At 73.7% G+C, this 21,679-nt stretch carries 22 protein-coding genes; 13 read left to right on the top strand and 9 right to left on the bottom strand.

What is annotated here, in order from left to right; genetic code table 11:
• Positions 1 to 71 precede the first annotated feature (71 nt).
• On the top strand, positions 72 to 974 hold the full coding sequence (locus ACFVX6_RS02095; RefSeq protein WP_250745037.1) for an acyl-CoA thioesterase II: 903 nt from the start codon (positions 72 to 74) through the stop codon (positions 972 to 974).
• 47 nt (positions 975 to 1,021) lie between these two features.
• Positions 1,022 to 1,435, top strand: coding sequence for a YchJ family protein (locus ACFVX6_RS02090; RefSeq protein WP_389687010.1), 414 nt, complete (start codon positions 1,022 to 1,024; stop codon positions 1,433 to 1,435).
• Here the strand turns inward: ACFVX6_RS02090 and ACFVX6_RS02085 are convergent.
• On the bottom strand, positions 1,399 to 2,268 hold the full coding sequence (locus ACFVX6_RS02085; protein ID WP_389687008.1) for a DUF6397 family protein: 870 nt from the start codon (positions 2,266 to 2,268) through the stop codon (positions 1,399 to 1,401). The two genes, ACFVX6_RS02090 and ACFVX6_RS02085, sit on opposite strands and share 37 nt — an antisense overlap.
• A gap of 122 nt (positions 2,269 to 2,390) precedes the next feature.
• Complete coding sequence (locus tag ACFVX6_RS02080; protein ID WP_389687006.1) at positions 2,391 to 2,789, bottom strand: roadblock/LC7 domain-containing protein; 399 nt, start codon at positions 2,787 to 2,789, stop codon at positions 2,391 to 2,393.
• 106 nt (positions 2,790 to 2,895) lie between these two features.
• On the opposite strand from ACFVX6_RS02080, the gene ACFVX6_RS02075 reads away from it, so the two are divergent.
• The gene (locus ACFVX6_RS02075) at positions 2,896 to 3,324 is read left to right on the top strand and encodes a PPOX class F420-dependent oxidoreductase (protein ID WP_389687004.1); all 429 of its coding nucleotides are present in this window, start codon (positions 2,896 to 2,898) and stop codon (positions 3,322 to 3,324) included.
• Positions 3,325 to 3,386: 62 nt separating this feature from the next.
• Here the strand turns inward: ACFVX6_RS02075 and ACFVX6_RS02070 are convergent, their stop codons facing one another.
• The 5 genes from ACFVX6_RS02070 to ACFVX6_RS02050 form a co-directional block, all read right to left on the bottom strand.
• On the bottom strand, positions 3,387 to 4,025 hold the full coding sequence (locus tag ACFVX6_RS02070) for an ATP/GTP-binding protein (protein WP_389687221.1): 639 nt from the start codon (positions 4,023 to 4,025) through the stop codon (positions 3,387 to 3,389).
• The gene (locus ACFVX6_RS02065) at positions 4,025 to 4,351 is read right to left on the bottom strand and encodes a DUF742 domain-containing protein (protein WP_254381858.1); all 327 of its coding nucleotides are present in this window, start codon (positions 4,349 to 4,351) and stop codon (positions 4,025 to 4,027) included. The genes ACFVX6_RS02070 and ACFVX6_RS02065 overlap by 1 nt, the downstream gene beginning before the upstream one ends.
• Positions 4,352 to 4,422: 71 nt before the next feature.
• A complete protein-coding gene (locus ACFVX6_RS02060) occupies positions 4,423 to 4,866 on the bottom strand; it encodes a roadblock/LC7 domain-containing protein (protein WP_243340590.1) in 444 nt (147 codons plus the stop codon).
• Positions 4,866 to 7,559 (bottom strand): nitrate- and nitrite sensing domain-containing protein, encoded by a 2,694-nt coding sequence (locus ACFVX6_RS02055; protein WP_389687002.1) that lies wholly within the window; start codon positions 7,557 to 7,559, stop codon positions 4,866 to 4,868. The genes ACFVX6_RS02060 and ACFVX6_RS02055 overlap by 1 nt, the downstream gene beginning before the upstream one ends.
• A 96-nt stretch (positions 7,560 to 7,655) precedes the next feature.
• On the bottom strand, positions 7,656 to 8,453 hold the full coding sequence (locus tag ACFVX6_RS02050; RefSeq protein WP_389687000.1) for an MHYT domain-containing protein: 798 nt from the start codon (positions 8,451 to 8,453) through the stop codon (positions 7,656 to 7,658).
• A gap of 167 nt (positions 8,454 to 8,620) precedes the next feature.
• Between ACFVX6_RS02050 and ACFVX6_RS02045 the strand changes: the two genes are divergently transcribed.
• The 4 genes from ACFVX6_RS02045 to ACFVX6_RS02030 all read left to right on the top strand — a co-directional run bounded on the left by ACFVX6_RS02045 (position 8,621) and on the right by ACFVX6_RS02030 (position 11,545).
• Positions 8,621 to 9,328 carry a class I SAM-dependent methyltransferase gene (locus ACFVX6_RS02045; RefSeq protein WP_389686998.1) on the top strand — a complete coding sequence of 236 codons (708 nt, stop codon included), beginning with the start codon at positions 8,621 to 8,623 and terminating at the stop codon, positions 9,326 to 9,328.
• A 330-nt stretch (positions 9,329 to 9,658) separates the two neighbouring features.
• Complete coding sequence (locus ACFVX6_RS02040; protein WP_389686996.1) at positions 9,659 to 10,447, top strand: hypothetical protein; 789 nt, start codon at positions 9,659 to 9,661, stop codon at positions 10,445 to 10,447.
• Between the two features lie 108 nt (positions 10,448 to 10,555).
• Positions 10,556 to 11,035: an SAM-dependent methyltransferase gene (locus ACFVX6_RS02035; RefSeq protein ID WP_389686994.1), complete on the top strand. Its 480-nt coding sequence runs from the start codon at positions 10,556 to 10,558 to the stop codon at positions 11,033 to 11,035.
• A gap of 123 nt (positions 11,036 to 11,158) precedes the next feature.
• A complete protein-coding gene (locus ACFVX6_RS02030) occupies positions 11,159 to 11,545 on the top strand; it encodes a hypothetical protein (protein ID WP_389686992.1) in 387 nt (128 codons plus the stop codon).
• A 131-nt stretch (positions 11,546 to 11,676) separates the two neighbouring features.
• On the opposite strand, the gene ACFVX6_RS02025 is transcribed toward ACFVX6_RS02030, so the two are convergent.
• Positions 11,677 to 12,231 (bottom strand): MOSC domain-containing protein, encoded by a 555-nt coding sequence (locus tag ACFVX6_RS02025; protein ID WP_389686990.1) that lies wholly within the window; start codon positions 12,229 to 12,231, stop codon positions 11,677 to 11,679.
• 20 nt (positions 12,232 to 12,251) lie between these two features.
• Complete coding sequence (locus ACFVX6_RS02020; RefSeq protein ID WP_356511238.1) at positions 12,252 to 12,434, bottom strand: hypothetical protein; 183 nt, start codon at positions 12,432 to 12,434, stop codon at positions 12,252 to 12,254.
• A 257-nt stretch (positions 12,435 to 12,691) separates the two neighbouring features.
• Between ACFVX6_RS02020 and ACFVX6_RS02015 the strand changes: the two genes are divergently transcribed.
• The 6 genes from ACFVX6_RS02015 to ACFVX6_RS01990 all read left to right on the top strand — a co-directional run bounded on the left by ACFVX6_RS02015 (position 12,692) and on the right by ACFVX6_RS01990 (position 21,672).
• Positions 12,692 to 15,715: a DEAD/DEAH box helicase gene (locus tag ACFVX6_RS02015; RefSeq protein ID WP_389686988.1), complete on the top strand. Its 3,024-nt coding sequence runs from the start codon at positions 12,692 to 12,694 to the stop codon at positions 15,713 to 15,715.
• A 5-nt stretch (positions 15,716 to 15,720) separates the two neighbouring features.
• The gene (locus ACFVX6_RS02010; RefSeq protein WP_389686986.1) at positions 15,721 to 17,025 is read left to right on the top strand and encodes an SWF or SNF family helicase; all 1,305 of its coding nucleotides are present in this window, start codon (positions 15,721 to 15,723) and stop codon (positions 17,023 to 17,025) included.
• Between the two features lie 137 nt (positions 17,026 to 17,162).
• Positions 17,163 to 18,620: a transcriptional regulator gene (locus ACFVX6_RS02005; RefSeq protein ID WP_389686984.1), complete on the top strand. Its 1,458-nt coding sequence runs from the start codon at positions 17,163 to 17,165 to the stop codon at positions 18,618 to 18,620.
• 56 nt (positions 18,621 to 18,676) lie between these two features.
• Positions 18,677 to 20,200, top strand: a complete 1,524-nt coding sequence (locus tag ACFVX6_RS02000; protein ID WP_389686982.1) for an aldehyde dehydrogenase family protein — start codon at positions 18,677 to 18,679, stop codon at positions 20,198 to 20,200.
• 97 nt (positions 20,201 to 20,297) lie between these two features.
• Complete coding sequence (locus ACFVX6_RS01995) at positions 20,298 to 21,023, top strand: hypothetical protein (RefSeq protein ID WP_389686980.1); 726 nt, start codon at positions 20,298 to 20,300, stop codon at positions 21,021 to 21,023.
• Complete coding sequence (locus ACFVX6_RS01990) at positions 21,013 to 21,672, top strand: Fic family protein (protein WP_389686978.1); 660 nt, start codon at positions 21,013 to 21,015, stop codon at positions 21,670 to 21,672. The genes ACFVX6_RS01995 and ACFVX6_RS01990 overlap by 11 nt, the downstream gene beginning before the upstream one ends.
• The last annotated feature ends 7 nt before the right edge of the window (positions 21,673 to 21,679 follow it).

Below are 21,679 nucleotides of genomic sequence, written 5' to 3'. Positions count from 1 at the left end.
CGCAACCGACCCCCGACCCGCAACCGACCGGCGCCCTCACGGCGGCCGGGCCCGACAGTGGAGATCCTCTGATGACGAACCCCGCCGAGAGGCTGGTCGATCTGCTCGACCTGGAGCAGATCGAGGTCAACATCTTCCGGGGCGCCAGTCCCCAGGAGTCCCTCCAGCGCGTCTTCGGCGGCCAGGTCGCCGGCCAGGCGCTGGTGGCGGCCGGCCGCACCACGGAGGGCGACCGGCCCGTCCACTCCCTCCATTCGTACTTCCTGCGCCCCGGCATCCCCGGAGTGCCGATCGTGTACCAGGTGGAGCGGGTGCGCGACGGGCGCTCCTTCACCACCCGCCGGGTCACCGCGGTCCAGCAGGGCAAGACCATCTTCAATCTGACCGCCTCCTTCCATCAGCCGGAGGAGGGCAGCATCGAGCACCAGCTGCCTCCCCGCCTCGACTTCCCGCACCCGGACACGCTCCCGAAGGTCGTGGACGAGATCCGCGAGCACCTGGGCACGCTGCCGGAGGCGCTGGAGCGGATGGCCCGCCGCCAGCCCTTCGACATCCGCTACGTGGACCGGCTCCGCTGGACCCCCGAGGAGCTCAAGGACGCCGATCCCCGCAGCGCGGTGTGGATGCGCGCCGTCGGCCCGCTGGGCGACGACCCGCTCGTGCACACCTGCGCCCTCACCTACGCCAGTGACATGACCCTCCTCGACGCCGTGCGCATCCCCGTGGAGCCCCTGTGGGGCATGCGCGGTTTCGACATGGCCTCCCTCGACCACGCCATGTGGTTCCACCGGCCGTTCCGGGCGGACGAGTGGTTCCTGTACGACCAGGAGTCGCCCATCGCGCACGGCGGCCGGGGCCTGGCACGCGGTCGCATCTACGACCTCGAGGGCAAGCTGCTGGTGTCGGTGGTCCAGGAGGGGCTCTTCCGCCCGTACGGCGCCAAGGCGTCCAAGCCGGCCGTGTCCCCGCAGTAGTCCCGCCCGTCTCCTCCCTCCCCTCCCCGAAGAACATGAGTGCTTCCATGCCCACCCCGGCTCCCGCTCCAGCCGTCCCCTGCCCCTGCGGGCTGCCCGCCGCCTACCCGGAGTGCTGCGGCCGCTTCCACTCCGGCGAGCGGCAGGCGCCCACCGCCGAGCTGCTGATGCGCTCCCGCTTCAGCGCCTTCGCCGTCGGCGACACCGCCTATCTCCTGCGCTCCTGGCACCCGTCGACCCGGCCGGGCGTGCTCGACCTGGATCCCGGGCAGCGCTGGGAACGGCTGGAGATCCTGGCCGCCGAGCGCGGCGGGATGTTCGAGACGGAAGGCTCGGTCGAGTTCCGGGCGCACTACCGCGAGGGCCGGCACACCGGCTCTCTGCACGAGCACAGTTCCTTCGCCCGGGACAACGGGGCCTGGGTCTACGTGGGCCCCCTCTCCCCCGTCGACTTCGACTGACCCCTCGCTCCGGTCAGGGCGAAGTCGAGGCTGGTGCGGTACCAGCCGGTCTCGTCCGGTGACCCGGCCAGCAGCAGCCGGGCCGCCACCTCGGCGGCCGCCGGAACCTGCGGGTGCCCGTAGGGCGGGGGTGGGGCGAGGGCCCCGAGCAAGATGCGTTCCGCCGCGTCGGGCACGATCGCGCGCACGTCGTCCTCGGGGAGCACGGAGGCCAGTACGGCAGCCCGCTCCCAGGGGTCGGCGGTCCCTCTCAGCAACAGCCCGACGTGCCGCTCGCGCCACTTCCGGGGGCGCAGGTCGGCCCTGGCCGCCATCAGCTCCCGGTCCGCGGGCGGTGCGCTCCCCCGCAGCATCCCGGGCTCGCGGGCCGCGAAGTCCCGTAGCTCCGCGGTCAGATAGAGCCACACCACCGCCCGGTAGCGGTTGATCCGGTACCCCACCGGAGTGAGGTGGCCGCAGCGTGCGAGCCGGGTGAACCGGCTCGGGCCGACCCCCAGGACGGCGGCTGCGGCTTCCGCTCCCGCGACCGTCTCCACCCGCTCGCGCAGCGCGTCCGGGAACCCCTCCGCCGACCGGACCCGGTCGAGCTCGGTCCGGGTGTACCGCGCGGCCCCGGCGGGCCCCTGGGGTCCGGCCCGTACCAGGCCCAGCTGGACGGCACGGGCGAACTCACTGCGGCTCAGCCCCAGTTCGCCGGCGGCTCGCCCACCGCCCATCAGCCCGGCGACCTCTCCGCACCCCGCGGGCGCGGACTCCGCCCTCGGCACCGCCGTCGGTGTCGTCGTCGCCGTCGTCGCCCGCATCGTCTGCGTCATAAGTGTCATCTGTGTCATCACGCTCTCCCCACCAGAGTGATTACTGTGTGTGAAGACCGTAACTCAGAGCTACGACACCCCGCAGTGCCTGTGGACAACCAGGAAAGCGCGAACGGCGCCGCCCTCCCCAGCCAACCTCCCTAACCGCCGGTGATCCGCCGCTGCGCGACACCCAGGTGTTCCCCCACCCGGTTGACCAGCAGCGTCATCTCGTACGCCACGTGCCCGATGTCGGCCTCGGAGGCGCTCAGCACGCACAGGCAGCTGCCCGCACCCGCCGCCATGACGAAGAGGACCCCGTCGTCGTACTCGACCATCGTCTGACGGACCTCACCCGCCCGGAAGTGCCGCCCCGAGCCCTTCGCCAGACTCTGCAGCCCCGCCGCGACCGCCGCCAGGTGCTCCGCGTCCTCCCGTGCCAGCCCCGCGCTCGCGCCCGTCACCAGGCCGTCGTTGGAGAGCACCACCGCGTGCCGCACCTGCTGCACCCGCCGCGTCAAGTCGTCCAGCAGCCAGTCCAGCTGCTTGTCCAGCGCCATATACAGTCCCTCCCCGTCGACGCGGCCGGACCGGCCGCGCCCCACCCCGCATAGTCGTGCCGCCAGCCTTCCCCACCAGCGGCTTTCCGGCAAGGAGGATGGACCCATGGTGAAGAAGATGACCAAAGAGGAATGGCGGGAGTTCGTCTCCCACTCCACCCGCACCGGGAAACTGTCCACCGTCCGTGAGGACGGAAGCCCTCACATCGCTCCCATCTGGTTCGTTCTCGACGGCGACTCCTTCGTGTTCAACACCGGGAAGGACACCGTCAAGGGGCGCAATCTGGCCCGCGACGGCCGCGTCGCCCTCTGCATGGACGACGACCGGCCGCCCTTCTCCTACGTCGTCCTCCAGGGCCGGGCGGAGATCAGCGAGGACCTGGACGCGATGCTCCCCTGGTCGACCAGGATCGGCGCCCGCTACATGGGAGCGGAGCACGGCGAGGCCTTCGGTCGCCGCAACGCCGTCCCCGGCGAGCTCCTCGTGCGCGTCTCCATCGACAAGGTGATCTCGGCCGCCGGCGTGGCCGACTGACGGCATCCCCTGCACTACTCCCGCACCACCACCCCCGCAACGCCGTTGTGCCGCGGGCCGGTTCACACCGAATCGGCCCGCGGTTCCACCGACTCCAGCAACCGCGCGGTGTGCACCCGTCCTGCGTACTCCACCAGCCGGATCAGCACTTCCTTCCCCGAGTCCTTGTCCCGTGCATCGCACAGCACCACCGGCGTCCCCTGATCCAGGTCCAGCGCCCGCGCGACCTCGTTCGAGGCGTACCGCCGCGCGTTCGCGAAGCAGTTGACGGCCACCACGAACGGGATCTTGCGGTGCTCGAAGTAGTCGACCGCCGGGAAGCAGTCCTCCAGCCGTCGCGTGTCGGCCAGGACCACCGCGCCCAGCGCCCCCTGGGACAACTCGTCCCACAGGAACCAGAACCGGTCCTGCCCCGGGGTCCCGAACAGGTACAGCGACAGCCCCGACCTGATCGTGATCCGCCCGAAGTCCATGGCCACGGTGGTGGTCGTCTTCTGGTCGACCCCTCCCGTGTCGTCGACCAGCTCCCCGGCTTCGCTGAGCAGTTCCTCCGTCCGCAGCGGCCGGATCTCGCTGACCGCGCCGACCAGGGTCGTCTTCCCGACTCCGAAGCCGCCCGCCACGAGTATCTTCAGCGCGAGCGCGGCCAGTTCCTCGCCGCCCTCGGCGGCCGGCGCCGGCCCGTTGTGGTGCAGTCCCATCACAGCGCTCGCAATCCCTCGATGACTTCACGCAGAATCCGCTCGTCCGGCAACTGTGCGGGCGGCACCGGCCGGCTGACCTTCACGTGCCCGGCCTCCAACAGGTCTCCGAGCAGCACCCGCACCACGCCCACGGGCAGGTCCGCGTCCGCCGCGAGTTCGGCCACCGACTGGGTCTCGTCCCGGCACAGACCGAGCAACGCCCGGTGCTCCGGTCCCAGCAGCGACTCGGCCGCCTCGTCCGTCCCCGCCGGGTCCACGACGACGAGCGCGATCAGGTCGAACCGGACCCCGTGGGGTCCCGGCTTCGTGCGCCCGCCGGTCATGGCGTACGGACGGACGAGCGGGCCCGCGTCGGCGTCGTACCACCGGCCGTTCGTGCTCAAGGCCGCCGCCCTCAACCGGCGGCCGGCGGCCGCGCCGCGAACCGGGCCGGGGTGTAAAGGTGCTCGCCGACCCGCTTGACGAGCCGGGCCATCTCGTAGGCGATGAGCCCCATGTCGGCGCCGGCCCCGCTGAGCACGGCCAGGCAGGAGCCGTCTCCGGCGGCGGCCACGAAGAGGAAGCCCTCGTCCATCTCCACCATCGTCTGGCGCACGCCTCCGGCGTGGAAGTGCCGGCCCGCGCCCTTGGCCAGGCTGTGGAAGCCGGAGGCCACGGCCGCCAGGTGCTCGGCGTCCTCCCGGCTGAGCGCGCTGGAAGCGCCCACCGCCAGGCCGTCGTTGGACAGGACCACGGCGTGCCGGACCTCGCGCACCCGGACCACGAGGTCGTCCAGGAGCCAGTCGAGTTCGCCCGACCTGCGGACGCCGTCGAGGTCGATCCTTTGATGTTCGATCATCACCGTGCTCCTTCGCCTTCGCCAGTACTGCCTGTGCCGCCCGTGCCGCCCGTGCCGCCCGCGTCGCCTGCGCGGCCCGGACCGTCCGCGCCGGCTTCGCCGCTCGCCTGCGTGCCCCGCACCCAGCCCGCCCGGTAGGCCGCCATCCGCTCGCGCGCCTGCTCGGGGCTGCGGCCGGGCGGTGCCTCCGCCCCCCGGACCCCGGCCGGGGCCTTGGGAGCGGGGGCCTCGCGCAGCTGCGGGACGAGGCTCGCCTGCCGTACGCGGCGCGGCAGTTCGGTGACCGACGCGGCCGGACCTGAGCCGGCCGGACCCGAGGGGGCCGCCGCGACCGCCGGGACGGGCGTACGGGGCACCGCGCCCGCGGAGCCGCGCGGCCGCAGCGGGGCCACCGGGGAGGGCCGGGGCTCCTCGCGTACGGGGCTCCGGTCCGGGACCGGGACCCCGCGCACGTCGTCCCGTACGACGCTGATGGCCTGGGACGGCTCCCGGTACCGCTCCCGGACCGGTTCGGCGACCGACTCCGGCGAGGGAACGGGGGCCGGAGCCGCGCCGTGCTCCTCCTCGGGCTGCGGGGAGGCGGCCGTCAGGGCGCCCTGGAGCAGGGAGTTGGGGAGCAGCACCACCGCGGTGGTGCCGCCGTACGGGGACATGCGCAGGTGCACCTTCACGCCGTGGCGGGCGGAGAGGCGGCTGACCACGAAGAGCCCGAGCCGGTCGCTGTCGAAGAGGTCGAGGGCCTCGGACTGCTCGATGCGACGGTTGGCCTCCTGGAGGGATTCGCGGCCCATGCCGAGTCCCCGGTCCTCCACCTCCAGGACGTAGCCGGCGCCGACGGGTTCTCCGCTGACCCGGACCTTGGTGTGGGGCGGGGAGAACTGGGTCGCGTTTTCGATGAGTTCGGCCAGCAGGTGGGTGAGGTCGGCGACGGCTCCGCCGACGACGGCGGCCTCGGCGAGCTGGCGGACCTCGACGCGCGGATAGTCCTCGATCTCGGAGACGGCGGCCCGTACGACGTTCGTCAGCGGGATCGGCATCCGCCAGGCGCGCCCGGGGGCGGCGCCCGAGAGGATGATCAGGCTTTCCGCGTGCCGTCGCATCCGGGTGGTGAGGTGGTCGAGGCGGAAGAGGTCGCCGAGTTCGTTCGGGTCGTCTGCGCGGCGCTCCATCGAGTCGAGCAGGGTGAGCTGCTTGTGCACCAGGACCTGGCTGCGCCGGGCGAGGTTGACGAAGACCCCGCTCACGCCGCTCGCCAGCTCGGCGCGTTCGACGGCGGCGCTGAGTGCTGCCCGGTGGACCGTGGCCAGTGCCTCGCCGACCTGGGCGATCTCGTCGTCGGCGGCCGGTCCCCGCGGGGTTTCGGCAGCCACGTCGATGTCCTGGCCGGCCCGCAACCGGTCCATGGCCTGCGGGAGTTTGCGGTGGGCGATCTCCAGCGCGGTGTTGCGCAGCGAAACCAGTTCGACGACGAGGGCCCGGCCGATGCGGACCGAGATGACGAGCGAGGCCGCCACGGCGGCCAGGCCCAGGAGGACGGCGGCTCCGGCGGGACTCAGCGCACCCGCGCCGAACGGGTCGGTGCGGTCGGCGGATGCCGTGTGGGCGGCGTCCGTGATCTCCCGCATCGAGCCGGCGACGGAGGTGTACGCCGCCTCCCAGCCGGGGGGCGGGCCGGCGGCGGGACCGGCCGCGGCGGCCAGCGCCCGGTCCTCGGCCCCGGCGAGGTCGGCGTAGGCGGCGCTCTTGGCCACGGACTGCCAGGCGTCCTGCTGTGCCGCGGGCAGGTCCCGGGCTGCGGCGGCGGTCAGGGCCCGGCGGGTCTCGACCGCGCCGGTCAACCGGCGAAGCGTTTCGGCGGTGCGCGGCCCCGGCGCCGTCAGCAGGGCGTCCTCCCGCGACAGCTGTTCCCCGGCCCGCGCGAACTCCAGCAGGACCCGGGCGTCGCCGCCCAGTTCGGCGTCCTGGCCTCCTCCGGAGAGGGCCCCGCCGACCTCCATGGCCGCGTCGATCACCCGCGTGTACGTCTCGTACGCCGCTTCCGGGGTGGCCCGGTGCCCGGCGACGTCCTTGCGCGCCGGTCCCAGTCCCTCGGCGGCGGCGACGAAGTCGCGCAGCCGGATGACGATGTCGGTGCGGTAGTCGCCGGAGTCGGCCACGGTGTTGCGGTCGCCGAGCCGCAGCGCCCGTACGGCGCCGTCGGTGCGGCGTGCCTGTTCGTCCAGGGCGGCGGCCTGGCCGGGGGCCTGGGCGGCGGCCGCCTGGCCGGCGGTGGGGTCGGCCAGCAGCCGTACGGCCGTGCGCCGTTCGGCCTGCAAGGCGGTGACGGCTGCCTCGACCGGTGCCCGGAGCTCACGGTCGACGCGCTGGGCGCGGGTGAGGCGGGCGACGTCCTGGGCCGCGTCGACGGTCGCGAAGGCCCAGAGGGCGAGCAGGGAGACCACCGGCACCATCAGCAGCGAGACGATCTTCGCTCGGACGGTGGCGGGACGCAGCCGCAGGCGCGGACCGCGGCCCCCGCCCCCGGCCCCGCCGGGTATCGCCCCGAGCACGTCGGAGGTCGCACGCTCCGCGGGCTCCTCGGCCGGAGGTCCGGCGTGCGCCCGGCGGCCCGGCCCCTTGCCGCGGCCACCCGCCGGCGCGGGCGCGGGCGGCCGCGACGCCGCTGCTTCCGGTGTTCTGCGGGGTCTGCGCATGGGCTCCTCGTTCCGGGCGGGTGCGTACGTACGTGACGGTCGCGGGGGCGGTGGCGTGGCGGCGGGCATCACCCGCAGCCGGGTGGCGGCGGCGCCTCAGCCGGTGGGGGCGGTGGCGGCCCGCTCTCCCAGGCGCAGGTCGGCGGAGGCCATCGCGGAGGCCTCCCGCTCGTCGGCGGTCGGTGAGAGGGCGACGAACGCGGAGGTGATGAAGAGGTAGGAGCCGAGGCCGACGGCGAGCGGGAAGATGAACTGCATGGCGGTGGCGCCCGGCAGGGCCGCGTCCGAGGGCGTGACCTCGACGGCGACCGCGAGCATGCCGGTGTAGTGCATGCTGCTGACGGCGCCGCCCATCACGAGCGAGGCGACGGCGACGGCCACCGGGGACTTGATGTTGAGGGCGGCCCACAGGGCGGCCGTCGCCGCGACGACCGCGATGGCGACGGAGAGCCCGACGGTGAGCGGCTCGTAGGAGACCGAGCCGTGCAGGCGCAGGGCCGCCATGCCGAGGTAGTGCATGCTGGCGACGCCGAGGCCGGTGGTGAGGCCGCCGAGGACGAGAGCCCGGCCGCGGTCCTTCCCGTAGCCGACGGCGAAGACCCCGGCGCCGACGACGATCATCGCGACGAGGAGGCTGAGGATGGTCAGCGGCACGTTGTAGCGGATCTCGGTCCCGGTGACGTGGAAGCCGAGCATGGCGACGAAGTGCATCGTCCAGATCCCGGTGCCGATGGCCGAGGCCGCGGTGAGGAGCCAGTTGCGGCGGGAGGTTCCGGTCGTCGCGGCGAGCGCGCGAACGGTGCAGCGCAGGCCGAGGGCGGCGCCGATCGAAGCCATCACGTATGACAGCGCGGGGGTAAGCCAGCCATAGGCGGCGTGGTCCAGGTGTCCCATGGCCACGGAAGCTAGTCCGGGTGAGGGAGCGAACACGGGCCGCATTTCGAAAGCCACTGGAACTGCTGGAATATGACAGAGATACGTTCATCTTCGATCACGCCGCGTACCACCTTGCACACGTTCCGCAGGCATGTGCCGAAGCCCCGGTGAGGGATCATGGGCACATGAGCGAAGACCGCACACAGGACCACACCCGGGACCGGTCGCAGGACCCGGCTCAGGACCCCGCTCGGGACCGGTCGCAGGACCCCGCTCGGAACCGGCCCCGGGACCAGACGCGGGACCGCGGCCACGTCCAGGAGTTCTTCGGGGCGCGCGCAGCCGGCTGGGACCGCAAGTTCCCCGGGGACGGGCCCGCCTTCGCGACCGCCGTCGACGAGTTCGGACTGCGTCCCGGCGACCGGGTGCTCGACGCGGGCTGTGGCACCGGGCGGGCGCTGACCGCGCTCCGCGCGGCCGTGGGACCGTCGGGAACGGTGCTCGGCGCCGATGTCACCCCGCAGATGCTGGTTGCCGCGCACGAGGCCGGCCGGGACGCGGAGGGTGCCCTGCTGCTCGCCGACGTGGCCCGGCTGCCGCTGCGCGACGGGGTGCTGGACGCCGTGTTCGCCGCCGGTCTCATCGCCCATCTGCCCGACCCCGGGGCCAACTTGCGCGAGCTCGCCCGGGTCGTCCGCCCCGGCGGCCGGCTCGCGCTGTTCCACCCGATCGGGCGGGCGGCCCTCGCGGCGCGCCACGGCCGCGAACTGACCCCGGACGACATGCGCGCCGAGCCCAACCTCGGGCCGCTGCTGGCCGGTTCGGGCTGGCGAATGACCTCGTACGCCGACGAGGACTCCCGCTTCCTCGCGGTGGCGGTCCGCACCCCCTGACCACGACCAACGAATCTCTACGTCGGCCACTTGCCCGGAACCCGCGGAGCCGGTCCCGACCGGCCCGGAGGTTGAGCCTGCGCTCCGGCCGGCCGGAGCGGGTGCCGTACGGGGCATCCGCCCGAGCCGGGCACCGGCCATGCACCGGGGCGCACCGGCCGCGCACCGAGCTCGCCCGCGGCACGCCGTCAGCGGCGCCGAGCCGTTTCCGTGGCGGGTGGCGGACGCTCCGTGCAGGTGACGGGCTTGGAAATCGGCTCCCGCCAGCTCTCGACGCGGTGGTTACTCGCTGGTTAGGGTGCGCCGACGAGAGAACGACCGGGAGGCCACGTGTCCGAAGAGGAGGACGGCGGGTCGCTGTACGTGCTGACCGCCGTGCTGCTGACCCCCGCGCAGTTCCCGAGCATCCTGGGTGACGACTACCCCGAGGCCTGCTCGCTGCTGGGCGTGCCGCCGGCGGCCGCCGGGTACGGCCTGGTGCTGGGGCAGGACGAGGAGGGCGCGCGCTGGACGGTCGTGGTCGACGACGTGTCGCTCGTGGCCATGGCCATCGCCTCGTGGGACTGCGGGATGGAGTACGACCTGTCCCCCGACGAACGGTCCATCGTGGTTTCGCTGGCGGGCTGGCCGCTGGCGCTCGCGGTGGCCACGGCCGGGATCCCCGATCCGCACGATCCCGAGCAGGGCGCCGACGGCACGGGGCGGGTGCCGCTGGCCCCGCCGTCGGCCGAGACCTGGGGTCCGGTGCAGCGGCGGATGGGCGCCGACCAGATCGCTCGGGAGTGGGCCGACTGGAGCGAGCGGGTCGCCACGGACGGCGGGGCCGCGGCCGCCGCGCACCCGGGGCTGGCGCGGGCCCTGGAAGAGGCCCTGGGGTACACGCAGAGCCCGCCGCCACCCGGCAGGGTGCGGTCGTCCTTCGCGGGCGACGAGGCGCGGACGCTGCGCGTCGACGGGCCGGGGTGGTCGCTGGTGGCCCGCACCGGCGGGGCCGCCTTCGTCCTGCTCGACGACGAGCCGAGCGAGGTGCTGGCCGTACCGCACGAGGCCCAGGGGGAGCTTCCGGAGCTGTCGGAGCTGCTGGCGGCCCTGGACCGGGTGGCCGTGCGGCCGGCCTGAGCCGGGCGGGGGCCGAGACGGGGTGCGGTGTGGCGCGGTGCGCGGCGCGGGCGAGCCGCGCGCGGGGTGTCCGATGGGCGAGCTGGGCGTGAGGGGGAGGATGCGCTGATGGATCCGGTGGAAGTGGTCCCGGTCGGCATGGTGGTGGGCGGCCGCTCGGCGGTCGTCGACGACGACTGGGGGCGGGAGACTGCGGTGATCCGCCTGGACCGGGAGCGGTTCGGGCCGGAAGCCCTGTACGGGCTGGAGGACTTCTCGCACGTCGAGGTGGTCTTCCACTTCGACCGGGTTCCGCAGGACAAGATCGAGACGGGTGCGCGGCGCCCGCGGGGCAATCCGGACTGGCCGCTCGTCGGCATCTTCGCCCAGCGCGGCAAGAACCGGCCCAACCGGCTGGGCCTCTCGCGCTGTCGCGTCCTGAAGGTGGACGTACTGGCGGCGGACGGCCCGGAGTTGCACGTGGAGGGGCTGGACGCGGTCGCGGGCACGCCGGTGCTCGACCTCAAGCCGTACATGACGGAATTCGGCCCGCGCGGCGAGCACCGCCAGCCGGAGTGGGCGACGGAGCTGATGCGGGACTACTACTGAGTCGCGCGGGGTGGGGCGGGGCTCCGCGTGTAGGGTCCGAGATTCCGTGAGCGCGTGCGGCAGGCCGTAGCGGGAAGCTCAGGGAACAGGGCCTGGCGTTGGGCGAGCCGACAGGAGTGCGGCATGACCGTGGTGACCCGTTTGGTCACGTACACCGATCTGCACGTCGACGCGACGAACGCCCGGCAGTTGTCGGTGTCGGCACGGCTGGAAGCCGTCCTCGCGGACGGCCGCAGCGTGGTGTTGCTCGACGATCGCGGCTGGAGCAGCTCGGGCCCTTCGGGCATCCGTGCGCTGACCTCCGCCGAGGACATCGAGGAGACGGCCCGGACGGTGGTCGGGCCGGACGAGCCCTTCGACGGCATGACGCAGGAACAGATGGCCGCCGGACACTGGGGCTACCTGGCCGGCGTCCTCGGGGAGCAGGGAGTGGACGTGCCCGCGCACGAGCTGGAGCGGCTGCCCCATGACGTGGTGCTCAGCGAGCGTCTACGAGCGTGGATCGGCTGAGCGATCGGGTGGCGCTCGCTGCGCATGCCACGGAGCGGCGGACCTGCCCGCACCGACATGGCGCGGACCCGACCCGGGTCGGGTCCGACCCGGCCCGGACCGCGGCGCGGCCGGGCCTTCGGCTCGGCGGGTCAGACTCGGTCGAGGGGGATGTGGGGAGTCGGCGGGAGGGTGACCTCGATGGTGTCGCCGGGCTGGATGGTGCCACCCCGGTGGACCACGCCCATGATTCCGGCCTTGCGGAGCACGTTGCCCTCGTCGTCCCTGCCCGCCACCTGCTTGAGCAGTCCGTGCTGGAAGTTGTCGATCTGCAGGCACGGGTTGCGCAGCCCGGTCACCTCGACCACCGCGTCCGCACCGAGGCGCAACAACGTGCCGGTCGGCAGGGCGAGCAGGTCCATGCCTTCGGTGGTGACGTTCTCCCCGAGCTGGCCCGGCTCGACCTGGTGACCGGCCTCGGCCACCTCCTCGAAGAGCTCCCGGTGGATCAGGTGCACCTGCCGGAGGTTCGGCTGCGTGGGGTCCTGGGCCACACGGGAACGGTGCTTGACCGTGACTCCGGCGTGGACGTCTCCCTCGACCCCGAGCCCTTCGAGGAGCGTGATGCTCTCGCGCGTGGGCTTGGTGAACGAATAGACCTCGTTGCTGCTGACCGCCGCGACCCGCGCCGCGCCCGCCGTGCTCATGGTTGGCCCCCTTGCCGCCGTCAGCGGCCGATCTGCTTCCTGGACATACCCCGCAGCCTACGACGCTGGGAGGAGTCCAACAGCAGGTAGGCGGCCACGGGGACGCCGATCAGGACCAGCAGTCCGGCCCAGAACCCGACCGCCCAGAACAGCACGATGGCTGCCACCACACCGGCAACCGCGATCTTTCCGCTCGTGGACATCTGCGGCACCCTCTTTCTCCGTCGGCCACTACCCCACACAACGCGCGCTCCGGTCCCCGCGTTCCCGCCTCCTCGTTTCCGTTCCGCTCGCGTCCGTGCCGCTCGCGCATGCACGGTCGCGCATGCAGGGTCGCGCATGCACGGTCGCGCGAACGGCCGAGGACGTGACCCGGGTCACCGCGTCGCCGCGGGCCGGGGCGGCCGCCGGTGGGTTACCCTCGGCCACTCCGTATTCGGTAGTCAAGTTTGAGGAATGCGTGCTCCCAACGATCTCCGGCCTCATCCCCTACTCCGCCGTCTTCCTCCCCGCCGAGCCGGCCCGCGAGGGCCGGATCGCCTTCTGGCGGCCCGACCCGGACGAAATCCTCCACCTCGGCGGCCGGGGCACCCCCGAGCAACTCACCATCGTCACGCCCGACCTGCAGCGCACCACGGTGCCGGCCCTCGTCCTGCCCCTCGCCGAAGCCCTGCCGCTGCTCACCCGGGTCCGGTCCGCCGCATCGGCCGGAGCCGCGCCCTTCTGGGGCGCCGCCACCCTGCTGGCCCTGCGCTTCGCCGCCCGCGGGCTGCTGCTGCCCGGGCTAAGCCCCGCCGGGTACGACGCCTGGCGGCTCGGGCCGCTGGACGCCGCCGACCTGGAGGAGGTCCGGGAGCTGGCGGCGGCCATGCCGCCCGACGCGCGCTGCGTACCGGTCGACCTCGGCGACGGCGGCCACGACAGGACGGCGGCCGGCACCCGCACCGAAACCGGCACCGGCACCGGCACCGCCGGGGATCGCGGCCTCGCCGTCCCGCCGCGGCTGCCCGCACCGGAGCCGCTGCTGCGCGCCTTCCTCGACGCCGTCGCCGACACCCTGCCCCGCTCCCCCGCCGCACCCGCCGCCGCCGGCGGCGGCTCCGCCTACGCCGCCCGCCCGCCGCAGCTCCACCCCGAACTGCGCGACTGGGCCGCGGAGATCGCGGCCGGGCACGACGCCGGGGTGCGCGTCTCGCTCCGCATCGAGGTGGACCCGGACGTCCAACCCGCCGCCTTCCGGGCCGTCCTGCAGATGCACGGCCTCGCCGACGCCACGCTCGTCGCGGACGCGGCCGACGTCTGGGCCGGGTCCGGACCCGCCGCGGCCGCCTTCCCGCCCGGTGCCCGCCTGGACGCCCTCCGGGCCCTGCGCCGCGCGGCCCGCCTGTGGCCGCCGCTCGCACCGCTGCTGGGCGCCGCCGTCCCCGACGCCGTGAACCTGGCCGACGAGGAGGTCGCGGAGCTGCTCGGGGAGGCCGCCGGCGCCCTGGCGGCCGACGGGGTGCAGGTGCACTGGCCGCGCGGGCTCGCCCGTACGCTCACCGCGCGGGCCGTCGTGGGCCGGCCCGCCGCCGGCTCCGACCTGCCGGGCCTGCCGGGCCTGCGAGGCCTGCCGGGCCTGCCGGGGCCGCTCTCGGCCAGCTCCGCGCATCCCGTCGGCTGGCGCTACACGTTGAGCGGCCAGGGCGAACTGACCGCCGACGAACTGGACCGGCTAGCCGAGGCGAAGCGGCCCCTGGTCCGGCTGCGCGACCAGTGGGTCCTGATCGATCCGGCCGCGGCCCGCCGGGCCCGGGCCCTTGCCCGCGAGAACCGCGAGGTGACGGCCGCCGACGCGCTGGCAGCCGTACTGACCGGCTCGGCGGAGCTCGACGGCACGCGGTACGACGTAGAGGCCACCGGTCCGCTGGAACGGCTCCGCACGCTCCTCACGGCCGACTCCGAGCAGTCGGATCGCGGGCACGGCGCCCCCGAGCACACCACCCCCGTGCACCCCGTCCCGGAGCACTCCGATGCGCAGGCCGACGTACAAGCCCCGGCCGCCCTCCGCGCCACCCTGCGCGACTACCAGCTCCGCGGCCTGCGCTGGCTCGCCCGCCTCACCGGGCTCGGCTTCGGCGCCTGCCTCGCCGACGACATGGGCCTCGGCAAGACGGTCACGCTGATCGCCCTGCACCTGCACCGCCAGGAGCACGGGCACGAGGGCCCGACGCTGGTGGTCTGCCCGGCCTCGCTGCTCGGCAACTGGCAGCGCGAGATCGAGAAGTTCGCCCCCGGCACGCCGGTGCGCCGCTTCCACGGTGCCGGCCGCGACCTCGAAGGAGCAGCTGACCAACCCGCCGGGGGGTTCGTCCTCACCACCTACGGCACCATGCGCCTGGACGCGCTCCGACTCTCCGCCGTGCGCTGGGGCATGGTCGTCGCGGACGAGGCCCAGCACGTCAAGAACCCGCGCTCCTCGACCGCCAAGGCCCTGCGCACCATCCCGTCGGCCGCCCGTGTGGCCCTCACGGGTACCCCGGTCGAGAACAACCTGTCCGAGCTGTGGGCCGTCCTCGACTGGACCACGCCCGGCCTCCTCGGCCGCCTCGGCACCTTCCGCACGCGCTACGCCGAGCCGGTAGAAAGCGGCCGCGACCCGCGGGCGGCGGCCCGGCTCGGGGCGCTCGTCAGGCCGTTCCTGCTCCGCCGCAAGAAGTCCGACCCCGGGATCGCGCCCGAGCTGCCGCCGAAGACCGAGACCGACCACGCCGTGTCCCTGACCCGTGAACAGGCCGGCCTGTACGAGGCGGTCGTGCGCGAGACCCTCGCCGCGATCGCCGCGGCAGACGGGATGGAGCGCCGCGGGCTCGTCGTCAAACTGCTCACCTCGCTCAAGCAGATCTGCAACCACCCCGCCCAGTACACGAAGGAGCAGCCCGGCGGCTCGAAGGAGTCCGGCGGGCCGGCCTCCGGCAAGCTGGAGCTCCTCGACGAGCTGCTCGACACGATCCTGGCCGAGGGCGGCTCGGTCCTGGTCTTCACCCAGTACGTGGCGATGGCCCGCATCATCGAACGCCACCTGACGGCGCGCGGCATCGCCTCCCAACTGCTGCACGGGGGCACGCCCGTGCCCCGCCGCGAGGAGCTCGTGGACCGCTTCCAGGCCGGCGAGGTCCCCGTGTTCCTGCTCTCCCTCAAGGCCGCGGGCACCGGCCTCAACCTCACCCGCGCCGGGCACGTCATCCACTACGACCGCTGGTGGAACCCGGCCGTCGAGGAACAGGCCACCGACCGCGCCTACCGCATCGGCCAGACCCAGCCCGTCCAAGTCCACCGCATCATCGCCGAGGGCACCGTCGAGGACCGCATCGCCGAACTCCTCGAACGCAAACGGGCCCTGGCCGATTCCGTGCTCGCGGGCGGCGAGGCCGCGCTGACCGAACTGAGCGACGCGGAGCTGACCGAACTGGTCGCGCTTCGCCCGACCGCCTCCGGGGAGTGACACGGATGAACGCGAAGGACCCGTACGAGAAGACCTTCCCGCCCCTCGCGCCCACCCCGGGCCGCGCCTTCGCCCACACCTGGTGGGGACATGCCTGGCTGCGCGCCCTGGAGGACAGCGCGCTCGACGGTCAACAGGTCAAGCAGGGCCGGAGGTACGCGCGTTCGGGCGCCGTCGGGGCCGTGTCCGTACGGCCGGGCGGGCTGACGGCCGTGGTGCGCGATCCGGACGGGACGGCGCACCGGACCGACGTGCTGGTGCAGGAGTTCACGGAAGCGGAATGGGACCGGCTGCTCGGGCTGGCGGCCGCAGAGTCCGGGCACATCGCGGCGCTGCTCGACCGGGAGGTCCCGCCGGAGCTCGTCGAGGACGCGGCGGCGGCCGGGGTGGAACTGCTGCCCGGAATAGGGGACCTCGACCCGCGCTGCGACTGCGAGGCGTGGGACCACTGCCCGCACACGGCGGCGCTCTGCTACCAGGTGGCCCGGCTGCTGGACCAGGACCCCTTCGTGCTGTTGCTGCTGCGCGGGCGGGCGGAGGCCGGCCTGGTGGCCGAGCTGGAGGAGCGCAGCACGGCGGAAGCGGAAGCGGAAGCGGGATCCCCGGATTCCGCCGGTGAGATCGGTGTCCTCGCGTCCGAGGTGTACGCCGCGGCTTCCGCCCTGCCCCCGCTGCCTCCGCCCGCGGCGCTGCCGGACGCGCCGGGCCAGCCGCCGACGCTGGACACGGAGTCGGGGACGGAGCCGCCGGGCCTGGATGTGGACGGGGTGGAGTTCCTCGCGCAGGCGGCCGCGACGCAGGCGTACCGGCTGCTCGCGGAAGCGCTCGCTCCGGCCCACGCGGAGTGCGCCCCGCAGCCCGAGCCCACGTCCGCGCAGGACGCCGTACGGCTCACGGCGGAGGCCCACGACCTTCGGGTCCGCTCCCGCCTGTCGGCGGCTTCCGACAGGGACCGGGCCGCCATGGACCGGGCCGTACTCGCCTGGGGCTTCGGCGGGGCACAGGCCGTCGCGGTGCTGGAGGAGGACTGGACCCCGGACCGGGCGTCGCTCACCCGGGCCCGGGCCGCACTGGCAGCGGCCTGGCCCGACGGGGCGGATGGTGGGGACGCCGGCGCCTGCGCCCCGGTGCTCCGCCGGATCCGGTCCCGCTGGACGGAGCCGGGCGGTGACCGCCAGCTCCGCCTGGGCCGCGAGGGCCGCTGGTGGCCGTACCGCCGGGCGGCGGACCACTGGATCCCGGCGGGCCCGCCGTCCACGGACCCGGCGGCGGCGCTGGCCGCGCTGGACCCGGAGGACCCGGAGGGCTAGGAGGACCCGCCCCGGCGGGCGCACCGACGGGGACCGGCCGACCTGCATCCCGCACTGGCCGACGTACCGCTTGTCGGGGCGTCGGGCCGGTACGACGATGGGGCGCTCCGGGTACCAAGGCACCGCGAGAGGGTGACATGGACGATCCTTCGGTGGCTCTGCCGGGCGGGGCCGACCCCGCCGAGCGGACGCGGCAACTACGGCGGGCCCACGCCGCGTTCACCCAGGACGGGCGGGTCGAGGCCCCGGTGCGGGCGGTCATCGCGAGGTCCTGGCGCCGCTGCGCCCGGGCCCGGGTCAGCCCGGAGTGCACGCCCCGACTGGAGCTGGCCGGGGCGGAACTGCGGTCTTACCGGGAGCAGCACCCCTTGGCCAGGGTGCTCCCGCTGTTCCGGGACCTCGTGGGCGCCTTCGCCTCGGACGGGGCCCACCTGCTGGCGGTGTGCGATGCGCGGGGCAGCCTGCTCTGGGTGGAGGGCGAACCCGCCACGATGCGGCGCGCGGAGGGCCTCGGCTTCGTGCCGGGCGCCCACTGGGCGGAGACGGCGATGGGCACCAACGCCCCCGGCACGGCGGTGGCGGTCGGGCAGCCGGTCCAGGTCTTCGGCGCCGAGCACTTCAGCCGTCGGGTGCACCCGTGGACCTGCGCGGCGGCTCCGGTCCGCGATCCGCACACCCGAAGGCTGCTCGGCGCCGTCGACGTCACCGGGGGCGACTGGCTGGCCCATCCCCACTCCCTCGCCTTCGTGCGGGCGGTGGCGTGCGCGGCCGAGGCCCGGCTGGCCCTGCTCGATCCCACGCCCCCGGCACCCGGGGACTGCCTCACCGCGCTCGGCCGCGACGAGGCGCTGCTGACCGGGGGCGGCCGCGAGGTCCGGCTCGGGCGGCGGCACAGCGAGATCATGGCGCTCCTCGCGCACCATCCGGAGGGCTTGTCGGGGGAGGAACTGGCGATCGCCCTGTACGAGGACGAGTCGGTGTCACCGGTCACCCTGCGCGCCGAAATGTCACGGCTGCGCGGCCTGTTGGGCCCCCGGGCCCCGCTCTCCCGCCCCTACCGCACGGCCGCTCCGCTGGAGGCCGACTTCACCGCCGTCACCCGGAACCTGGCCTCCGGCGCCGTCTCGGCGGCGCTGGCCCGCTACCCGGGCCCGCTGCTGCCCGCGTCCACGGCGCCCGGCATCGTCCGGCTCCGGCGCCGCATCGAGGAGCAGGCACGGGCCGCCGTGATCGCGCGGGCCGACCCGGGTCTGCTGACCGACTGGGTGTGCAGTCCGTGGGGCGCGGAGGACATCGAAGCCTGGCGGGCCCTGGCGGCCGTACTCCCGGCTGCGGACCGGACGGCCGCGCTGGCCCGCGTACGGGCCATCGACGCGGAACTCATGGCGTTGCCGCGGGAGTTGCCGACCGCCGGGCCGGCCGGGCGGGGCCGCACCGCCCCGGAAGGGACCACGACGGGAATCACCGCAACCACCACCGCCCGCGTCGGCGGCACCACCGCCACCTCCTCCTCCACCACCACCATCACCGCACCATCGTCCGCGGCCCGTTCACCGCGCGGCCGTGCAACGTACCGGCAACCTGCCCGCCCCTAGCCTCACGGCGAGCACCGGCCGATGGCGGCCGGCGCCCGGCAAGGGGAGGTCCATCCATGGCCCGTTACGCTGCGCCCGGTACCGAAGGCGCGCTCATGTCGTACGCGTCCCGCTACGGCCACTTCATAGGCGGCGAGTACGTCGAGCCCGCCCTCGGGCGGTACTTCGCCAACCCCTCCCCCGTGACCGGTGAGACCTTCACCGAGGTTGCGCGCGGTACGGCCGAGGACATCGAGCGCGCACTGGACGCGGCGCACGCCGCCGCGCCCGCGTGGGGACGCACCTCGATCACCGAGCGTTCCACGATCCTGCTGCGCATCGCGGACCGGATGGAGCAGAACCTGGAGGCGCTCGCGGTCGCGGAGACCTGGGAGAACGGCAAGCCGATCCGCGAGACCCTGGCCGCCGACATGCCCCTCGCCGTCGACCAGTTCCGCTACTTCGCGGGCGCGCTGCGCGCCCAGGAGGGGGCCCTCAGCCAGATCGACGAGGACACGGTGGCCTATCACTTCCACGAGCCGCTGGGGGTGGTCGCCCAGATCATCCCGTGGAACTTCCCCATCCTGATGGCCGTGTGGAAACTGGCGCCGGCCCTGGCCGCGGGCAACACGGTGGTGCTGAAACCGGCCGAGCAGACCCCGGTGTCGGTGCACTACCTGATGAGCCTGATCGGCGACCTGCTGCCGCCGGGGGTGGTGAACATCGTCAACGGCTTCGGCGAGGAAGCGGGCAAGCCGCTCGCGTCCAGCCCGCGCGTGGCGAAGGTGGCCTTCACCGGGGAGACCTCCACCGGGCGGCTGATCATGCAGTACGCGGCGGAGCACCTCAAGCCGGTCACGCTGGAGTTGGGCGGAAAGAGCCCCAACCTCTTCTTCGACGACATCTGGACCGCGGACGACGACCTGCGGGACAAGGCCCTCGAAGGCTTCACCATGTTCGCCCTCAACCAGGGCGAGGTGTGCACCAGCCCCTCCCGGGCCCTGATCGAGCGCGGCCGTTACGGCGACTTCCTCGACGCGGCCGTGGCCCGCACCGAACTGATCGTGCCCGGGCATCCGTTGGACACGGACACGATGATCGGCGCGCAGGCCTCTGCGGAGCAGCTGAAGAAGGTCCTCTCCTACGTGGAGATCGGCCAGCAGGAAGGCGCGAAGATCCTCACCGGCGGCGGGCGCATCGACCACGGCGGCGAACTGGCGGGCGGCTTCTACGTCCAGCCGACCATCTTCGAGGGCGACAACCGCATGCGGATCTTCCAGGAGGAGATCTTCGGCCCGGTCGTGTCGGTGACCTCGTTCCAGGACTTCGACGACGCGGTGCGCATCGCGAACGACACGGCGTACGGGCTGGGCGCCGGCGTCTGGACCCGCGACATCAACACGGCCTACCGCGCGGGCCGCGCGATCCAGGCGGGCCGCATCTGGACGAACTGCTACCACGCCTACCCCGCCCATGCCGCTTTCGGCGGCTACAAGCAGTCGGGCATCGGCCGAGAGACCCACAAGATGATGCTGGAGCACTACCAGCAGACGAAGAACCTTCTGGTCAGCTACTCACCGAAGAAGCTCGGCTTCTTCTAGTGCCGCGTCAAGCAGCGTTCGCCCTGTGTGGGCAGCCAGGCAGCGGGGCCGACAAATTGGAGTGACAGGTCTCGACCTGGTCGGCATGATCGGTCACTTGTTCCGTCATGTCCGACTCCGGGGGTACGCCACGTCCATCGACCGTGAACGAGTCTGGCTGCTGCCCTGGACCGCCGTTGACCCCGGCCGGAACGCTTTCGGCCGGGGCGACGACGAGGCGGCACGGCTGACGGCGCTCGTCGTTCCGATGGTGCCTTCCGAGGCCGCGCGGACGGCTGATCCCGACCGGATGGCGGGCTATCGATTCACCGACGAGGTCACTGCGCTCCTGGTGTCCCGTTACGGCCGGTGGGCCTGCGGTTGGGACTACTCGGTCCACAACGGTGGTCCCGTCGAGGCCTGGTGCTGTGCTTCGGACTCGGTCGGAGAGGCGCAGGAGACCGCCGAACGCGTCGTGACCTGCCTGCTGGAGTGGCGTGACTGGCTGGAGGACATGGCCGAACGGTTCGAGCAGCTCGCACCGAATCCCGACGCGGACACCGAGGACCGGAGCTGGCATCTGGAACGCGCGGTGACCCGCCTGGTCACCGCGGTCGTCAACAGCACCCACGCCGAGTCGTCCTGGTACAGGCTCTGCGAGACGACGCTGACCTGGTTCCTCACCTCCACCGGCCTGGGGTCGGAAGAGGCGCAGAAGGCGGTGGACGCCGCCATCGGCGGCCGGTTCAAGAGCCACGCCGCGCCCGCCCCGACCCTGCTCGACACGGTGGGAGAGGACCTGGCGATTCACCTGACCGGCCGCGGGTTCTATCGTGAGCGATGACGCGCTGGCCGCGTGGTGCAGGGTCAGGGAGCAGGTCGACTGGCGCTCGGCGGCGAGCGTGGGCCCCGCTCCGGCGCGCCCGGCCGTCGACGGGCTCGCCGCCTGGTTCGACGGTCCGGTCCGGCTTCGCGACCCGCGTCGCGCCGACCGGCTGCTCGCTGCGATGACCCTGTCCCGCGTCGCGGCCTCACGGGGAGAGCCGCTCACACCGACCCTTCTCGCCGACTGGCAGAAGCTGGTCCTCGGCGTGAAGGAGGTGGGTCTGCGTGAGGGCGACGCCTTCGCCAAGGGCGGCCGGGAGCGCTACGGCCTCACGCCCCACACGTGGCAGGACTTCGCCGCCCGCCTGCACCAGAGCGCCGACCCGTCGATTCCCCTGACGGCCCGCGCGGCCAGGGCATACCTCGACATCGCCTTCTTCCATCCCTACCCGGACGGCAACGCACGCCTGGCACTGCTGGTCCTCGCCCACGTCCTGGAGAGGGAAGGAGTACGCCTGGACGAAGTGGGGCCGCTGCGGACCACCCGCTACGCGGACGACCCTGACGGCGCTCTCGACCTGGCCGCTCTCGTCACCGTCCTGATCCGTGCCGCGCACCGTCGGGCAACCGCATGCGGCACCTTCGACCGGGACGCCCGGTTCAGGTGACCTGCGA

Origin of the sequence: Streptomyces sp. NPDC058289, assembly GCF_042880975.1 — a bacterium.
Taxonomy (GTDB): Bacteria; Actinomycetota; Actinomycetes; order Streptomycetales; family Streptomycetaceae; genus Streptomyces; species Streptomyces stoeckheimensis.
Note: the sequence above shows the minus strand (reverse complement) of the source record. Positions and strands in the feature narration are given on the sequence as shown.